General features: G+C 67.8%; 12 protein-coding genes. 7 read left to right on the top strand and 5 right to left on the bottom strand.

What is annotated here, in order from left to right:
• Positions 1-226: 226 nt before the first annotated feature.
• Both BJ971_RS27990 and BJ971_RS27985 read left to right on the top strand, forming a co-directional pair.
• Positions 227-607 (top strand): response regulator, encoded by a 381-nt coding sequence (locus tag BJ971_RS27990; protein WP_184996179.1) that lies wholly within the window; start codon positions 227-229, stop codon positions 605-607.
• 120 nt (positions 608-727) lie between these two features.
• On the top strand, positions 728-2,599 hold the full coding sequence (locus BJ971_RS27985) for a hybrid sensor histidine kinase/response regulator (protein WP_184996178.1): 1,872 nt from the start codon (positions 728-730) through the stop codon (positions 2,597-2,599).
• 35 nt (positions 2,600-2,634) lie between these two features.
• On the opposite strand, the gene BJ971_RS27980 is transcribed toward BJ971_RS27985, so the two are convergent.
• Together BJ971_RS27980 and BJ971_RS27975 are read right to left on the bottom strand one after the other, a co-directional pair.
• Complete coding sequence (locus BJ971_RS27980) at positions 2,635-4,005, bottom strand: flavin monoamine oxidase family protein (protein ID WP_184996177.1); 1,371 nt, start codon at positions 4,003-4,005, stop codon at positions 2,635-2,637.
• A gap of 415 nt (positions 4,006-4,420) precedes the next feature.
• The gene (locus tag BJ971_RS27975) at positions 4,421-5,791 is read right to left on the bottom strand and encodes a flavin monoamine oxidase family protein (protein ID WP_184996176.1); all 1,371 of its coding nucleotides are present in this window, start codon (positions 5,789-5,791) and stop codon (positions 4,421-4,423) included.
• 389 nt (positions 5,792-6,180) lie between these two features.
• On the opposite strand from BJ971_RS27975, the gene BJ971_RS27970 reads away from it, so the two are divergent.
• Positions 6,181-7,590 (top strand): chloride channel protein, encoded by a 1,410-nt coding sequence (locus BJ971_RS27970; RefSeq protein ID WP_184996175.1) that lies wholly within the window; start codon positions 6,181-6,183, stop codon positions 7,588-7,590.
• A 152-nt stretch (positions 7,591-7,742) separates the two neighbouring features.
• Here BJ971_RS27970 and BJ971_RS27965 read toward each other — a convergent pair whose 3' ends face one another.
• Positions 7,743-9,044 carry a cation:proton antiporter gene (locus BJ971_RS27965; protein ID WP_184996174.1) on the bottom strand — a complete coding sequence of 434 codons (1,302 nt, stop codon included), beginning with the start codon at positions 9,042-9,044 and terminating at the stop codon, positions 7,743-7,745.
• A gap of 197 nt (positions 9,045-9,241) precedes the next feature.
• On the opposite strand from BJ971_RS27965, the gene BJ971_RS27960 reads away from it, so the two are divergent.
• On the top strand, positions 9,242-9,892 hold the full coding sequence (locus BJ971_RS27960) for a hypothetical protein (protein WP_239087864.1): 651 nt from the start codon (positions 9,242-9,244) through the stop codon (positions 9,890-9,892).
• 196 nt (positions 9,893-10,088) lie between these two features.
• A complete protein-coding gene (locus BJ971_RS27955) occupies positions 10,089-10,940 on the top strand; it encodes a carbonic anhydrase (protein WP_184996173.1) in 852 nt (283 codons plus the stop codon).
• A gap of 160 nt (positions 10,941-11,100) precedes the next feature.
• Here the strand turns inward: BJ971_RS27955 and BJ971_RS27950 are convergent, their stop codons facing one another.
• Together BJ971_RS27950 and BJ971_RS27945 are read right to left on the bottom strand one after the other, a co-directional pair.
• Positions 11,101-13,314 carry a LuxR family transcriptional regulator gene (locus BJ971_RS27950; protein ID WP_184996172.1) on the bottom strand — a complete coding sequence of 738 codons (2,214 nt, stop codon included), beginning with the start codon at positions 13,312-13,314 and terminating at the stop codon, positions 11,101-11,103.
• A 774-nt stretch (positions 13,315-14,088) separates the two neighbouring features.
• Positions 14,089-14,553 (bottom strand): DUF2550 family protein, encoded by a 465-nt coding sequence (locus BJ971_RS27945; RefSeq protein WP_184996171.1) that lies wholly within the window; start codon positions 14,551-14,553, stop codon positions 14,089-14,091.
• Between the two features lie 241 nt (positions 14,554-14,794).
• On the opposite strand from BJ971_RS27945, the gene BJ971_RS27940 reads away from it, so the two are divergent.
• On the top strand, positions 14,795-16,378 hold the full coding sequence (locus BJ971_RS27940; RefSeq protein ID WP_203709742.1) for a DUF1254 domain-containing protein: 1,584 nt from the start codon (positions 14,795-14,797) through the stop codon (positions 16,376-16,378).
• Between the two features lie 27 nt (positions 16,379-16,405).
• Positions 16,406-16,870 carry a GFA family protein gene (locus BJ971_RS42560; RefSeq protein ID WP_184996169.1) on the top strand — a complete coding sequence of 155 codons (465 nt, stop codon included), beginning with the start codon at positions 16,406-16,408 and terminating at the stop codon, positions 16,868-16,870.
• Positions 16,871-16,911: the final 41 nt, after the last annotated feature.

Genomic DNA, 16,911 nt, shown 5'->3' with positions numbered 1-16,911 from the left:
TTTGTCCCCGCCGAGGTCCTCCCGGTCCTCTCGGGGGTAACCGCGTCTTCTCGTGAGATCCCGCAGCGTTCGAGATAGGCGAAGACCTTCCGGGCCTGGGGCTGGCCACTGTCTACGGCATCGTCACAGAGGCCGGCGGTGGAATCAGCGTCGACTCCGAACTCAACGTGGGCACCACGTTGCGGCTGCTGCACCGACACGTCCGCCCGCCGTATACGGCCTGCACGTGCTCGTGGTCGAGGACCAGGACGGCGTACGGGATCTCGTCGTGCGCATCCTCGACGACCACGGCTACACCGTTACCGCGGCCGGTGACGGACCGAGCGCGCTGCACCTGGTCGACCGGCAGCGGTTCGACCTGCTGCTCACCGACGTCATCATGCCCACCATGCCCGGCCCGACGCTGACCAAGCTCCTCCAGCAATGCCAAACCCAGCTGCCCATGCTCTTCATGTCCGGGTACACCGAGGGCCTGTTGGGGGAGCGGCGGGTCGGCGAACGACCGATCAGGCCTCCGTCGTCGACGCCACGCGGGTACGGTTTGGGTTATCAGGGCATACTTCACAAAGAGCGCAAGGGGAGCCTGGGGTCGCGCGTGAACGGCTGAGGCTGCCTGCGTGGGGGTCCGGCTATGTTCCACATATCAATGCGTGGGCGCCGCCCGCGACTCGCGCCTGCCGGCGACGCCGATCGCGGCTCGATGTCATCGTCGGCAACCCTGTTGACCGTGGCCGTGGCGGCCGTCACCGTGTCGGCCATCGCGGCCGTGGTGGCGCCGGCAACGCAGCAGTTGTTATTCAGCATGATGGCGGTCGGACCGTGCCTGGCCGTGGGTTCCGCCAGGCCCCGCGCTGTCGCCGCCATCGGTGCTTACACAATGCTGCTGGCCCTGTGGATCTCCACCCCCGCGACGCTGTCGCCTACTTCTCAGGAGATGAAGCGCCTGCTGCTCACCGCCTGCATCACCGCGGTGTGCATCGTCTTGGCGCGTAGTCGGCAGGTCGCGGAGGAACGGGAAGCCAAGGGCAAGGCGAGGTTGGCGGAGATTGTCCGGTCGTCGGGCGATGCGATCATCACCTGCTCCCTGGACGGCACCATGACCGGATGGAATCCGGCCGCGGAACGCATCTACGGATACCTGGCGCAGGAGGCGATCGGCGGCAGTGTCACGATGCTCGGCCTCACGGCGGACGAAATCTCCCTGATGGCTCGGCTGGTTCGCCAGCACCGGATCGAGGACTTCGAGATCGAGCGGAAGCGCAAGGACGGCAGCCCCGCGATCGTGTCCGCCAGCGTCGCGGGCCTGCGCGACCGTGACGGTGGCGTCTTCGAGGTCTGCGTCACCCATCGGGACCTCACCGCCCAGCGGGCCATGGAGGCCCGCGAACGCCTGATGAGTGAGCGGTCGGCGCAGGCCGAACGGCTGGAGAGCCTGGGCAGGCTCGCCGGTGGCGTGGCACACGACTTCAACAACCTGCTCTCGATCATTCTCAACTACACCGACTTCGCCATCGAACAGGGCGCCGGCGTCGGCAGCGCGCAGGACGACCTCGCCCGGGTGCGCAGTGCCGCCGACCGCGCCCGGATGCTCTGCCGCCAACTGCTGATATTCGCCAAGTCCGAGCCGACCGACACCGAGGCGATAGACCTGAACACGATCCTCGCCGGCTCCCGCGACCTGCTCGCCCCGATGCTCGGCGAGCAGGTCGAACTGGTCGTGCACCTGACACCAGAGCCCCTGATGGTCGAGGCCGACCGGACCAAACTGGAACAGGTCATGCTCAACCTCATCATCAACGCACGCGACGCGATGCCGCACGGGGGCACCGTCGTCGCGCAGGCCGGCGTCACCGAGGTCGACGAGGTTCAGCCCGGCATTCACCCGGGAGTTCGACCCGGGCCCTACGTCCAGCTCCTGATCCGCGACACCGGCACGGGCATCGCCCCGGAGGTCGCCGCCCACATCTTCGAGCCGTTCTTCACCACCAAGCCCCAAGACCGGGGCACGGGTCTGGGGCTGGCCACGGTCTACGGCATCGTCGCCGAGGCCGGCGGCGGCATCGGCGTCGAATCCGAACTCGGTGAGGGCACCACGTTCCGGTTGCTGTTCCCGGTCGCCGCCGATCCGGCGACACAGATCGACGCGCCGGCTCCGGCGCGCCCGCCCGTCGCACACGGCCAGCACGTGCTCGTCGTCGAGGACCAGGACGGCGTGCGCGACCTCGTCGTGCGCATCCTCAGGGAGCACGGCTACGCCGTCACCGCGGCCAGTGACGGGTCGAGCGCGCTGCAGGAGATCGAGCACAAGCGCTTCGACCTGCTGCTCACCGACGTCATCATGCCCACTATGCCCGGCCCGACGCTGGCCAAGCTCCTCCAGCAGAGCCAACCCCAGCTACCCGTGCTCTTCATGTCCGGGTACACCGAAGGCCTGCTGGGCGCCGAGCATGGCATCGATCACGACACTGAGCTGATCCAGAAGCCGTTCACCGCCGACGAGCTACTCGACCGAATCCACGACCTGCTGACCGCGGCCGCCACGCCCGGCACCGCCCGCCCGCTGTCCGGCCTCGATAGCGTCGCCCTCCGCCGAGGGTAGGAGAGTGTGCCTGCGGCGCGAGGGCGAGGTCGAGGTCAGGCCTTGATCGGCGAGTTGAGCCTGGCGGGGGACAGGGTCTGGTGACCGGCGGCGGTCAGGTATTCGTCGACGTGGCGGGCGGAGTGGTAGCCGCTTTCGATGGCCCCGTCGATGAAGGAGCGCCACGATTCCGACGAGTCTCCGCTGGCGAAGAACAGCCGGCCTTCGGTGGTGCGCAGCTCCGGTAGGACCTGTGCCAATTGCCCGGGCCGGTAGATGCACCAGGTGCCGAGGGCGTGCGGGTCGTTGCTCCAGTCCCAGCCGACGATGCTTTCCACTTCGACGCCGGGCAGCAGTGGCTGCAGCGCTTCCTGCATGCCGGCGATGTCGTCGAAGCTTTTCATCGGTAGCCGTTTCGGGTTGGCGGCGAACACGATCAGCCACGAACCGTTCGCGTCATGGTCGTAGGTCACCACCCAGTTGACCGACTGGGCCTCGGGGGCCAGCACGGCGACGTTGCCGATGTCGCCCTTGACGCGCACGTAGCACTTCATGCCGGCGCCGGCATGGCGTTCGGCGGACGCGGTCCGCTTGGTCTGTGACAGGGGTGGGTCGAACTCTACGGTGTTCAGTACGTTCATCGGGAGTGTGATCACGGCGGTCGGTGCGGTGATCGTGTCGCCGTCGGTGAGTTCGACGCGGACGTGGTCGTCGTTCTGCGTGATCCGTCGTACCGGTGAGTTGAGGCGGATGTCGGCGAGCCTCGCCTGCGCGGCGATGGCGCCGATCAGCTCGCGGGTGCCTTTCACCAGCTTCGTCGCGGACAACGCGGCCAGCATCTGTTCCGCGCTCCATCCCGACAAGGCGTAAATCCGGAAGTACTCGGTCGCGGCGGCCTGATCGATCGGCCCGAACGCGAGCAGGCTGCACATCGCCTCGACCCAGTCGCGCAGCAACGGCGTCACGTTCAGCGTTTCCAGGTGCTGGCGCATCGATCGGTCGCCGAGGCCGTCCGGGTCCGGGCCCCACGTTTCCGAGTACGGCTCGGGGAACAGCGTCGTGCCGGGCGCGCAGTACTGGGCGAGCGCGTCGATTGCCTGGGCGATGTCGTCGTCGGACAGGTCCACCACGCGGCCGCCGGACACGACTGCCTGCCGCAGCCCTTCCAGCACGGGGAAGGTTTCGGTCTCCACGCCGTAGCGGTCGATCTCGGCCCAGACGTGTGGTTGCAGGGGGTGGACCCAGGTGCCGCCGAGTTCCATCGCGTGCCCGTCGTGATCCGCCGTGTAGGTCCGGCCGCCCAGCCGGTCACGCGCTTCGAGCAGCACCGCGCTGCGCCCACGCTCGGTCAATTCGCGCGCGGCCGTCACTCCGGCGAATCCGCCACCGACGATCACGACATCCGGGCCTGAATCCTTTATGGACACCGTATTCTCCTTTTGATTTCAGCTGATCGCCGGGCGTGCGAAATCGGCCTCCCCTGCGCACCGGCAGGAATGGCGAATCGAAACTCAAAGGGGGATAGGAGCCCACCACATTAGCGGCGACAATGCTCTGTCGCCCAATCCTATCCACCCCGGCCCTCCCTGTCAGGCTGTTGTGAGACCTCCCTGCTGATCGGGGTCGGCTTGTAGGGTGTGACTGGAGACGCGTGAGCAGCAGCAAGTCGCCCGAGCGGGGAGGGAAGGCCGCGGTCGTATCCGATTACGCTGCGACCCCGCGTGGAGAAGTCCGCGGTTCTGCGGCGCGACGGTCTATTCCATTCGTTGGCCAGATCCGGCGTCCGTCACCTGTCTGCGGCTCGGGGCGGTGGCGGTGGCGGTGTGCGACAGAATGTCGAGGTCAGGCCTTGACCGGCGACCTGAGTCCGGCGGGGGACAGAGTCTGGTGGCCGGCGGCGGTCAGATACTCGTCGACGTGCTGGGCGGAGTGGTAGCCGCTCTCGATGGCGCCGTCGATGGAGGAGCGCCAGGATACCGCCGAGTCGCCGCTGGCGAAGAACAGCCGGCCTTCGGTGGTGCGCAGCTCAGGGAGCACCTGCGTCAGCTGCCCGGGCCGGTAGATGCACCAGGTGCCGAGTGCGTGCGGGTCGTTGCTCCAGTCCCATCCGTAGATGCTTTCCACCTGGACTCCGGGCAGCAGCGGCTGCAGCGCCTCCTGCATGCCGGCAACATCGTCGAAGCCGCTCATCGGCAGCCGCTTCGGGTTGGCGGCGAACACGATCAGCCACGAACCGTTCGCGTCATGGTCGTAGGTCACCAACCAATTCACCGACTGAGCCTCCGGGGCCATCACGGCCACATTGCCGATGTCGCCCTTGACCCGCACGTAGCACTTCATGCCGGCGCCGGCATGCCGTTCGGCGGACGCGGTCCGCTTGGTCTGTGACAGGGGCGGGTCGAACTCCACGGTGTTCAGTACGTTCATCGGGAGTGTGATCACGGCGGTCGGTGCGGTGACCGTGTCGCCGTCGGTGAGTTCGACGCGGACGTGTTCGCCGTTCTGCACCACGCGCCGTACCGGTGAGTTGAGGCGGATGTCGGCGAGCCTCGCCTGCGCGGCGATGGCGCCGATCAGCTCGCGGGTGCCTTTCACCAGCTTCGTCGCGGACAACGCGGCCAGCATCTGTGCCGCGCTCCACCCCGACAAGGCGTAGAGCCGGAAGAGTTCGGTCGCGGCGGCCTGATCGAGTGGTCCGAACGCGGTCAGGCAGCACATCCCTTCGACCCAGTCGCGGAGTTCCGGCGCCACCTTCAGCGTGTCCAGGTGCTGGCGCATCGATCGATCGTCCAGGTTCTGCGGGTCCGGACCCCAGGTTCCCGTGTACGGCTCGGGGAACAGCGTCGTGCCGGGCGCGCAGTACTGGTCGAGCGTTTCGACCGCCTTGGTGAGATCGTCGTCGGACAGGTCCACCACGCGGCCGCCGGATACGACCGCCTGCCGCAGCCCTTCCAGTACCGGGAAGGTTTCCGTTTCCACCTCGTAGCGGTCGATCTCGGCCCAGACGTGCGGCTGCAAGGGGTGGACCCAGGTCCCACCGAGTTCCATCGCATGGCCGTCGTGGTCCGATGTGTAGGTCCGGCCGCCCAGCCGATCGCGCGCTTCGAGCAGCACCGCGGTCCGCCCACGCATCGTCAATTCGCGTGCGGTCGTCACTCCGGCGAATCCGCCGCCAATGATCACGACATCCGGACTTGATTCCTTTATAGGCACCGTATTCTCCTCCTGATGTCAGTTGATCGCCACGCGTGTGGAACCGTCCTCCCCTGCGCGCGCAGGAATGGCGGATCGATGAACTCGACGGGGATAGGAGCTCACCACATCGGCGGTGACAGTGCTCTGGCGTTAAATCTTATCCACCCCGACCCTCCCTGTCAGGCTGTTGTGAGACCTCCCTGCTGATCGGGGTCGGCTAGTAGGGTGACCGGAGACGCGTACTTGAGCAGCAAATGGCAGTCGCCCAAGCAGGGTGGGACGCCGCGGCGCCGCATGGGGAGAAATCCCCGGTCCTGCGCCGCTAGGGGTCTAGTCCAATGTTCAGTAAGGGGCAAGGCCCGCGTCACGGTGGTCGATAACATTGAGTACGTCGTAGAGGGGGCACGATGGCCGCCGAGGATGAGCCACGCGCCGCGGCGTCGTCACCGTCCGGTGCACGGGCCGATCAGATGGACCCGGTCGAGCTGATGCGCAGCAGGCAGTATCGGCTACTCCTCGTCGCGGCGGCGGTCATCGGCCTGGTCGTGTCGTTCGCTTCCTGGGTATTCCTCGAGCTCACCCATCTGACACAGGAATGGGTGTATGTCGATCTGCCCGAGGCTCTCGGTTTCCACCGGGCGCCGTGGTGGTGGCCGCTACCAGTGCTCCTGATCGCAGGACTCATCATCGCTTTCGCCGTAACGAGGCTGCCCGGTCACGGCGGTCATGAGCCGTCCGACGGCCTGACGACCGGCACACTCACGACACCCGACGAGCTGCCGGGTGTCGCCATCGCGGCGCTGGCCACCATCGGCCTGGGCCTGGTGCTCGGGCCGGAGTCGCCGCTCATTGCTCTCGCCGGAGGGGTGGCCGTGTTTCTCATCCGGTTGTCCCGCAGCAAGGTCCCCGACCAGGCCACCCAGGTGCTCGGGGCCGCAGCGAGCTTCGCGGCGCTGGCCACCGTCTTCGGCTCTCCGGTCATCGGAGCAGTGATCGTCCTCGAGGCCGCCGGGCTCGCCGGCGCCACCCTCACCCTGATCCTGCTGCCCGGCCTGATCGCCGCCGGCGTCGGTTCCCTGCTGTTCGTCGGGCTCGGTTCCCTGAGCGGGTTGAACACCGACGCGTTCGCCATGCCACCGCTTCACCTGCCGGCCTACCCGGTGCCGACCTTCGTCGACCTGCTGTGGACGATCCCGCTCGCGCTGGCCGCGGCGATCGTCGTGTTCCTGGTGTTCCGGCTCGCGAAGCTGACCAAACGCATCGTCGCGGTGCGGCCGTTCGTCTTCTTCCCGGTGGCGGCCCTGCTCGTGGGAGCGCTGGCCATCCTTTTCGCTCAGGTCAGTGGCAAGGGCGCCGGCGCCGTCCTGTTCTCGGGCGAACACGCGATGGCCGACGTTCTGGAGCAGCAGGACTCCCTGTCCCTGGGGCTGTTCGCGTTGCTACTCCTATGCAAGGCCCTGGCGTGGGCGATCTCCCTGGGTGCGGCCCGCGGCGGCCCGACCTTCCCGGCGATCTTCCTCGGCCTGGTCGGCGGCATCATGGCCTCGCATTTCGTCAACGTCGCGCAGGCACCCGCGATTGCCGTACTGGTCGGCGCCGCCGTCGTCTCGGTGCTGAAGCTTCCGTTGGCTTCGATCGTCCTCGCCCTGCTGATGACCCACGGCGGCGCCGGAGTGGCACCCCTGATCATTCTGGGCGTCGTCGTCGCCCACATCGCCACCCTCGCGTTGACCCGACGTACGCCACGCAAGAGCCCGGAGACCACCGGCGGCGGAGCCGGCCGGGCAAGTGCCGGCGGCCCGACGGTGACGCAGTGAGCAAATTTTCAACCTGGCCTCGGGCCAGAGATATCCGGGCCGTCGACCTCCGCCAGGCGCCGCCGCCCGGGCCACGTTGAAAAAGCTCAGTCAAGATGGCCCCGCTGAGCAGCTCAAGCTGGACAAGATTCCGCTGACCGCGCCGGCAAGCGCTATGACTCAGCCTCGGGTGTCGCCTCCGTCCGCGTCGTCTCCAACGCCGGGTGCCGGCGGGTCAAACCGCGAACCGGCAGTTGTTCAGGCGTTCGCTGTGCGTCTGGTATGGGAGCGGCTGCGCCGGCCCCGTACCGGATTGCGAGCGGCTTGGCGCTCAGGCCGTGCGCGAACACGCTGAGCAGGACGGTCATGCCGATGACGGCTACGGCACGTTCGGCGTCGTTGTGCAGGTCCTCGACGGCCATCAGCGCGAAGATGATCGAGGCTAGGCCGCGTGGCCCGAACCATCCGATGAATGCCACCGTCGGCCGGCTCAGCCCGGTTCCGATCAGGACGAGCGCCACGGGCAGCATGCGGATCACGGTGAGGCTGAGCAGGGCGTAGACGATCACCTGCCAGTCGGCCTGTGCGAGGACGATCGGTACGGCGATGGCGCCGAAGAGCAGCCAGGTCAGCAGCGACACTAGTCCGGAGGTCTGTTCGACGTAGAAGACCTCCTTGACGCCGCCGCGTCCGGCGGCGTGGCCGAACACGAGCCCGGCGACGAACGCGGCGACGAAGCCGTTGCCGTCGAGCCAGAGCGTGCCCGCGTACGCGGCCAGCGCGAGAGCCAGCACGCCCGGCCCGGTGAAATCCTCCGAAACCCAGCCGCGGTCGCGTGCCGTGCGCATCGCGTAGCCCCCGATCAGGCCGGCGCCGATGCCGACCGCGATGCCGATCGCCAGATCGATCAGCGCGTCACCGACGACCTGCGCGCCCTGGATGCTCTCGGCCGCGACGGCGCCGGCGATCGCGACCGTCACTACCGGGGTGGCTATGCCGTCGTTGAGGCCGCTCTCCACGTTCAGGGTCCGCCGCACGCGTTCCGGCACGGTGGGGTCGGACATCACCGCTGCGCCGAGCGCGGCATCGGTGGGTGCGAGGGCGGCTCCGACCAGCAGGGCCAGCCAGAAGCCCAGGCCGTCGAAGAGCCAGGCCGCGAGCAGCGCCCCGGCCGCGATGGTGAGCGGGAGCCCCACGCCGAGCAGCCGGGTGTACAGGCCCGCGTCGGCGCGCAACTTCCGGATCCCGACGCGGGACGCGTCGGCGAACAGCACCCAGACGAGGGTGACCTCCGCGAGCACCTTGACGATCTCCCGCGACTCGTCCGCCTCGCCGAGTTGCAGGCCGTACGAGAGCAGCAGCCCGACCGTGACGAAGACGATGGGCGCGCTCAGGTCCGCGCGACTGAGCCGCGCCGAGAAGAGACCCCAGGCGAAGACCACCAACATGACCACTGCCACGGCTGCGGTATCCATGCTTGCCCTCCTGCCATGCGGCGGGGACCGCCGGCGCCGTTGCGCCTCGTGGTTCACCCTCTGCCACTACCGCGATCGTCGTCTCTCCGGCCCCGACCCGCCTCGCTCACATCGAACGAAATGGCACGATGCCGTCTCCACCTGGGACGGTCGTGTCGGCCGGGCAGGGCGCGACCGATTGCTTTCGTCTCATCTGGATGACGCAGGACGCCCGTCGGTGGTGTCGGCTTGAGATGACAGCTCAGGCAGTCCTTCAGAGAAGCCGACTGCCCGGTACGGCAGCATCGAACAAGGAGCCAACCATGGCAGTCGGACCTGTTCAACTGGTCGTGTTGGGGTTCCCGAACCCCGACTTCCACGGCGAGATCATCGCCGAGCTGGAGCGCCTGCGCGAGAGCGACACGGTTCGGGTGATCGACTCGCTCGTGGTGTACAAGGACGCCGATGGGGCCTTGGCGGTCGAACACCTCAGCAACCTCACCCAGGAAGAGGCGGTCGAGCTCGGCAGCGTCATCGGCGCGCTGATCGGCCTCGGCGTTGAGGGCGAGGAGGGATTCGCCAAGGGTGCCGCCGCCGGCGCGGAAGCGGCCGCCGACGGTGTGCAGGTGTTCGATGACGCGGATGCGTGGGATGTCCTCGAGGACATCCCCAACGGCTCCGCCGCCGCGCTGATCCTGCTCGAGCATCAGTGGGCCGTCCCGCTGCGGGACGCGGTCCTGCGGGCCGGGGGCGTACGCCTGTCCGACGGCTTCATCAGCCCGCTCGACCTGGTCGAGATCGGAATCCTGTCGGCGGCGGAGGCCAAGGAACTGCACGAGGTCGAAACGGCTGGCGCTGCGAAGTCCTGATCTGCGCCCGCCATCCACGAGGAGGGAGTACCAGCATGTTCGGATCACGCAGAGTCGCCCGTCGCACCGGCAGGCGTACCGCCAGGCGAGTCAGCCGTCGTCGGTGACCTTCAGGTAGCCGTACCAACGCGAGGCGATGCTGCCCTGTCAGGTCTGGTGGGACGGGGCAGCATTCGCCGGAAACCGGGAGGTTCTCATGTCTCGTCCACCTTGGATCGGCGCCCACCGGGTCGGTGCCGCACTCGCCGCCGGGTTGCTGGTCGTCAGCCCGTTCGCCTCCGGCGCCGCGCACGGTGCCGAGGCGCCGGCCTGGAACCATGATGTCGCGGACACGGTTCACGGCCCGTCAGCCTGGGGGCGGGTGGACCCGAGCTTCGAGGCCTGCGCATCGGGGCAGGCCCAGTCCCCGGTCGACCTCACCGTCACGCGCCCCGCCCGGTTGGCCCCGTTGCGGCTCGACGACCCGGCCGCGCCGCTGGTGGTGGAGAACACCGGGCACGTGATCGAGGTGCCGATCGCCGCGGAGGTGGGCGCGGAACTGCGAGTCGGCAACGACGTCTACTACCTCGAGCAGTTCCACTTCCACGCGCCGAGTGAGCACACGGTGCGCGGGCGTCATGCCGATCTCGAGGTGCACCTGGTGCACCGGGACTCGACGGGCCGGCTGGCCGTGGTCGCCATCCTGATGAACATCGGCAGGCACCCGAACGCGCTCGTCGACCGGATCGCCGCCGCGGCGCCGCCCGTGGCCGGCGAGGAACGGGACACCGGAACGACCGTCTGGCCGACCGATCTGCTGACTGTCCGATCCCATGCCGGTCGGGCCGCGGTCGCCCGCTACCTCACCTACGCCGGTTCGCTCACCACACCGCCGTGCACCGAGGGTGTCCGATGGTTCGTGGCCGAGCAGCCGACGACGGTGTCCGCGACAGCTGTCCAAAGGCTGCACCTGCGGATCATGCAGTTTCCGGGGTACAACGGCTATCCCGACAACAATCGACCGACCGAGCCTCGCAACGGCCGGCTCGTCCTCCGTAGCGGGCACTGACGCGTTTCCTACAGCCTCGGGGTAGAGCGTCTGATCAGGCTCTGAGAAGCGTACGGCTGAGGACTGGACAGTGACGCGATGTCAGTGGACGAGGCAAGCACGCCGGGGCTCGCGTTGTCCTGAGGTGGCTGGCGGCCATCTGAGTCGTGGTGGACGGCGGTTACCCACCCAGCAGGCCGATCGCGGTTGCCTGTTGTACCGCCTCGCTGCGTAGTGCAACCCCCAGTTTGCGGTAGATCGCGCCGATCTGGGAGCTGGCTGTGCTGCGAGAGACGAACAGCCGCTCGCCGATCTCCCGGATGGTGAGGTGCGTCTGCAGGTACGGGAGCAGCCGGAGCTCGGCTGGGGTGAGCGGCGAGCCGCCGATCGCGCTGGCCTGCGCGCTTGCCGTCAGAACGTCACGGAAGCCCGACACCTGGTCGACGAGCATGCCGAGGTGTGGCCGATGGAGCAGAATGTCGTCGATCTCACGCATCAGATGGCGCGCGGTGTTCTGGTCGCCGCCGGACTGGTAGATCTTGGCGAGCTGCAGCCGTGCGCGCACGGCCAGGAACGGCAGCGTGTATGTACACGTCGGGCGGGCGCGCATCGCCCGCGTGAGCTCGCGGTCCACCCGTTCTCGATCGCCGCGGTGCAGGGCGAGTCGAGCAGCGGCAGCGAAGGCGAGCACGCTGGAGGCGTAGTCGTACATCCCGAGCTTATCGATGACCGTGAGCGCGCCGTCGAGCCGCTCGGCCGCCTCCGCCCACCGTCCGTGATCCATCGCGAGCATCGCGAGCTCGGCCTCGCTGATGGCGATCGTGTCCGCGTTGCCCAGCGTCGCCGCCACCGCCGACGTCTCGGTGAACAACGCCGCGGCCCGGTCCACCTCGCCGCTGAGCAGATGCGCCTCGGCGCAGGCGATAAGTGCGGTGTCCCGCCACACGCTCCAGACCGGCTCCTGCGCGAGCGCGAAGGTCGCATCGGCCATCATCCTCTCGTGGCCGGCGGGGCACATGCATGCCCGCAACATCGCCCGCGCCGAATCGAATGACGCCGCGCCGTCCGGCGAGGCGAGGTCGAACGAGGCCGCCTCGGCAACGGCGCCCCACCGTTGGGCTTCGGCGGTCTGCCCGCTCATCACGGCCATCCAGCCGGCCAGTACGGCCAACGGCGGATACTCCTCGACCGCCGGGGCGCCGAGCGTTGACAGCCACCGCTGCACCGTCGACATGCGACCGGCCTGGTATGTCGGCAGGACGAGCTGGGCCACCAGCTGACGGCACCGGCCAAGCTCGGAGGTGTCCAACAAGTGCTCCAACGCGATCTCCGGCGATTCATGGGACTCGTACCAGTCGGCGGCACGCACGTGCAGCTTCATGATCGCCCCGGGCTCGGCGCGTCGCAGCTCGCCCAGCAGGAACTCCCGGAAGAGGGGGTGATAGCGGTACCACTCCCGGCGACGGTCGAGCGGGACCAGGAACAGGTTCCACGCCTCGAGTCGACGCAGCTGTTCCTGCGCGCCCTGCTTCCTGAGAAGGGCGTCACACAGCGGGGCGCACATCTGGTCGAGCACCGCCGTGCGCCGCAGGAACTTCTGAATGTCCTCCGGCACCCTCGCCAGGGCCTCGTGGTACAGGTAGTCGGCCACGTACGGGTCCTCGCCTGAGACCGTCGGCGCCTCGCCGCTCTCGCGCGCGATCACCGCGGCCAGGTAGAGGCCGACGGGCCAGCCCTCGGTCCGTTCCGTTACGGCGGCGGCAACCTCTCGCGTGACGCGGACCTGGGTACGTGCAAAGATCTCTCCGGCGCCTTCCGCATCCAGGGCCAGGTCGTCCGCCACGAACTCGTGCGTATCGCCCGCCGCCCGCAGCCGTGCGAGGTGCGGCTGTTCGGAGCGACTCGCCGCGACCAGTTGCGCGCCTCGGGGGATGCCTGAGATCACCACCTCGAGTACGTCGTGACAGCCTGCCGACTCCAGCTCGTGCAGGTCGTCCAGCATCAGGACGAACGGGACCGGGCTCGCCTGCAGCGCCGCGGCCAGCCGTGGTGCGGCGCGGCCGAGGGCCGAGATCCCGAGGCCGCTCACGTCGGCTATGAGGTCGGCGTGTCCCGGCACGGCCCCGGCGAACGCACAGGCGAGCAGGGTGAGCAGGGCGCCCGGATCGTCGTCGAAGCGGTGCAGCGACACCCACGCCACCGGCCGATCCTCCGTCAGCGCCCATTGCGTGAGTAGTGTCGTCTTGCCGTATCCGGCCGGCGCCGTGACGGCCACGACACGGCAGTCACTCGCGCGACCCGTCTGGATGAGGTCAGCGCGGCTGACGGACCCCGGCCGGGACTGAGGGATCGAGGTCTTCATATCCCAGAGTGCCTGGGTGAGTTCAGCAACCATGTGGCGTCCCGTCCGTTGACGAGGGAAGCAGCCGAGCGTCCTTCGAGGATTTACGCCGTCCGCTCGGCCCCGGCGCTCTTCATGCCCGACGAGGCTGACCGGCCATGTCGGTGGCCTTGGTGACGACGCGATCGGTTGCCTAGATGTTGGCCGTGACCTGGTCGGCGAGGGTCCCGTGCGGACGATCAAGTTGGCCCGGCCCGTGCCGAGGGTGGCGCCGAGTTCATCCGGATCCCTACGCGACCCCCTGCCGCGCGCGCCTCGTGGTCCGCGACCGCGGTTTGGTGTCGTCGTACGCTCCGGCGATCAGGTATAGAGTGTCGTGGTCATGCTTGGCCATCGTGGACCTCCGTGTCCGGCCTTCACGGCCAGACTGGCTGCGCTGCTACTCCCTCGCGTCATCCGCCTGGGATGATTGCCGCACCGCGCGGCAGGATGGGCGGCGCCTTGGCCTCTCGGGGCAGCCGTAGAGCTCGCTCGGCCGGCTTCAGGCCTTTGTCCGTAGAGCTCGGCGCCGGTGTCGACGGTCATCCGTTGACCGTTCTGTGTGAGTTCGTTATGTACTACAACGATATGAGACGGCGACATCCGATACCCGCACCTGAGCGAACCAGCGCCCAGCGCCCAGCAGCCGCAGCCTCCGCTCGACAAACGAGGGCTGGGCTTGCGTATCGTGCACGCCGCCGATGCGTGGGCGCCATGCCCACCCGCGGGGGCCTATCGGCTTCCGAGGTTTGACGTATCCGGTCATCGCCACCTGGTTGGAGTCCGGGCTCAGTGGTGCGGATGCCCGTCGGTGTCCGCCCGGCGTGCGGAGGTTATGTCGGCGGGTGCTCCCCATGGCCCGAGTGCCCGTCCGCGGTCCTTCGCCGCACTGGCGACCTCGACGCGTGCGCCTTCGTCGCCCGCGAGCGGAACAATCACGGGGTCGTCTCCGAGGCGTTTCACCTCGCCTGACTTGGCGGCTCGCTCCGCTCCGGCGAGCCCGTCGACCGCGACCAAATCATTTCGGAATAGGAATGGTGCCTTCGTCCAGACCAGCACATCGCGGACCCAACGGCCGTAGCCACGCGTCCACTTGGTTCCCAGTCCCGGCACCTCGCCGTTGACAGTGCGGATTGCGCCTTTGAACGCGCCCGGCTGGCGGTTCACCCAGCGCCGGCGGCTCAGCGTGACACCTAGAAGGACGACGATCACGATCAGATTGACGCCGAGTAGTGCGAGCAGTGCGATAGCCACGCTGCGATGGTCGCCTGGTCGGCCGGCTGTGGTATCCCCCGGCGCGGATGAGGCGCTCTGTCGATCACCGTGAGCGGCATCGAGCGGGCGCGGGGGGCAGGTCCAGAGTCTCATGCTATCTGGGGGACGCTGCGCTGCCCGGCGGCCCATAGCGTCGCAGTATGCAGTGTCAGGCCGAGTCCACATGCGTGATTCATCCAGGCGTGAGCTGGTCTCGGTTGGTCGCGTGGAGGGAGTCGCAATGAGTAGCAGCGTGGAGCAAGGGGTGTCGGCCGAGACGCTGAGGTCGATCTCAGTCCCGCACCGGGTCGACAGCCGGCTCGGTACGCTCGACTTCGTCGATGGAGTACCGAGCTCCAAGACCAGTGAACTGGTGTACGACCACCTCGACTTCGTACACGCCCTGAACGTGTTCCTCAATGGCTTCGCGGGAGCCTCGACGTACGCACTGCGCAAGGGCTTCCACGAGGCGGGCGCGAAGGACAACGAGATCCTGATGTTCTCGGAGCTGCTGGGGTCCGAGTCGCTGTTCCTGACGGCGAACGCCGACACGGTCTACTGCATCGGCATCGTCGATCTCTCGTCGGGTCCGATGGTGGTCGAGACGCCGCCGCATTCGCTCGGGATCTTCGATGACATGTGGTGGCGGTGGATCATCGACTTCGGCCTGCCGGGTCCGGATCGCGGCGAGGGGGGCAGGTACCTGCTCGTCGGGCCCGGCTATGACGGGCCGCTGCCGGACAGCGGCTACCACATCGGGCACTCGCGTACGACGAGGGCGTTCATGCTCGGCCGCGCGTTCATCAACGAGAACCCCCGTATGGACCCCGCGCCGACCGTCGAGACGATCAAGCGCACCACGAAGATCTATCCCTACCACCAGGGTGGCGTCGGCACGAGCATCGCCACGCTGCTGGAGGGCCGGGTGCAGGCCGGCCCGGCGTTCGACGTCCCTGAGACGGTGTTCGTCGAGGCGAGCGGGAAGGCGTTCAACACGATCCCGCCGACCGACATGGGTTTCTACGAGCTTTTGAACGAGCTGGTGCAGGAGCAGCCGGTCGGCAGCACGGAGATCGAGCTGATGGGCGAGTTGGCCGCGATCGGGATCGTCAAGGGCAAGCCGTTCGCGCCGGACGAGCGGATGCGTCGCATCCTCGAGGACGCGGCCGCTGTCGGCACCGCGACCTCGCGGGCGCTGGTCTTCGATCCGCGTGCGTCCGAAGGGTTCTCGTATTACGACGGATCGGCGTGGGAAAACAACATGTGGGTCGGGGGGTACGACTTCGAGACGCCGCCGCCGCTCGTGACCGAAGACGGGATCAAACCGTTTCCCCCGACCGGCGTCCGGGCGCTGCACTCCCGTGCCGCCTGGTTCTACGCGTATACCGGGGTCACACCCGCGATGTGCATGCGTCTCACCGGAGTCGGGTCGCAGTACGTCTTCGCCTTCAAGGACGCCGATGGGAACCGCCTCGACGGGTCCAAGACCTATCGGGTGATCCTGCCGCCCGACATCCCGGCGGCTCGGTTCTGGTCGCTCACCGCCTATGACACCGAGACCCGCTCGATGCTGCAGACGCCGCAGCGCTTCCCGCGGGCCGGTAGCCAGTCCTATCCGACACCGGCGGCGACCGCGGACGACGACGGCTCGACGACCGTCGTGTTCGCCCCGGAGCGGCCTGCGGACACCGCGGAGGGTAACTGGATCCAGACGGCCGAGGGCAAGGGCTGGTTCCCGATCCTGCGCCTCTACAGCCCGGGCCAGTCGTTCTTCGACAAGAGCTGGCGGCCGAGCGAGATCGAAGCCGTGACGGCAGAACCATGATCGAGGTGCCAACCGACAGGAGGGGAAATGTCAGTCCGTGAAGCTTCATGCAATTGTGGACAGCTCAGCTTTGTATACGATGGACCCGACCCACAACGCATATCCCTGTGCCAATGCTATGAGTGCCAGAGGCGGACGGGGACCGTGTTAAGCGAGCAGACGCGACTTCCGAGCGAGCATGTGACGATAGCAGGGCAATCGAAGACTTGGACGTTCCCCACCGACAACGGGAAGCCGGTCACCTTCCGCTCCTGCGACAGCGAAGGCGCTACGTATCACTTCTGTCCAGAGTGCGGTTCGACCGTGTACTGGGAGCTCACCATCGCTCCGGGGTTCATCGGGGCCGGAGTCGGCAGCTTCACCGATCCGACGTTTCCGCCCCCAAAAATTTCCGGCTTCGAAGCGTACGGGCCTGCGTGGTTGAACATCTCGGACCTTCCGATGCCGCACTATGACTACGACGGAACATCGCATGGCGGCCCACGGGCGTGACTTACGATGAAATGATGCTCAGCGAGGAAGGCTAACCCCGT

Origin of the sequence: Amorphoplanes digitatis, from assembly GCF_014205335.1 — a bacterium.
GTDB classification, from domain to species: domain Bacteria; phylum Actinomycetota; class Actinomycetes; order Mycobacteriales; family Micromonosporaceae; genus Actinoplanes; species Actinoplanes digitatus.
Note: the sequence above shows the minus strand (reverse complement) of the source record. Positions and strands in the feature narration are given on the sequence as shown.

Excerpts from the sequence above, each read along its gene's own strand:
- BJ971_RS42560 (WP_184996169.1), top strand. The coding sequence starts at position 16,406 with ATGTCAGTCCGTGAAGCTTCATGCAATTGTGGACAGCTCAGCTTTGTA.
- BJ971_RS27950 (WP_184996172.1), bottom strand. The coding sequence starts at position 13,314 with ATGGTTGCTGAACTCACCCAGGCACTCTGGGATATGAAGACCTCGATC.
- BJ971_RS27960 (WP_239087864.1), top strand. The coding sequence starts at position 9,242 with ATGACGCAGGACGCCCGTCGGTGGTGTCGGCTTGAGATGACAGCTCAG.
- BJ971_RS27955 (WP_184996173.1), top strand. The coding sequence starts at position 10,089 with ATGTCTCGTCCACCTTGGATCGGCGCCCACCGGGTCGGTGCCGCACTC.
- BJ971_RS27940 (WP_203709742.1), top strand. The coding sequence starts at position 14,795 with ATGAGTAGCAGCGTGGAGCAAGGGGTGTCGGCCGAGACGCTGAGGTCG.
- BJ971_RS27970 (WP_184996175.1), top strand. The coding sequence starts at position 6,181 with ATGGCCGCCGAGGATGAGCCACGCGCCGCGGCGTCGTCACCGTCCGGT.
- BJ971_RS27965 (WP_184996174.1), bottom strand. The coding sequence starts at position 9,044 with ATGGATACCGCAGCCGTGGCAGTGGTCATGTTGGTGGTCTTCGCCTGG.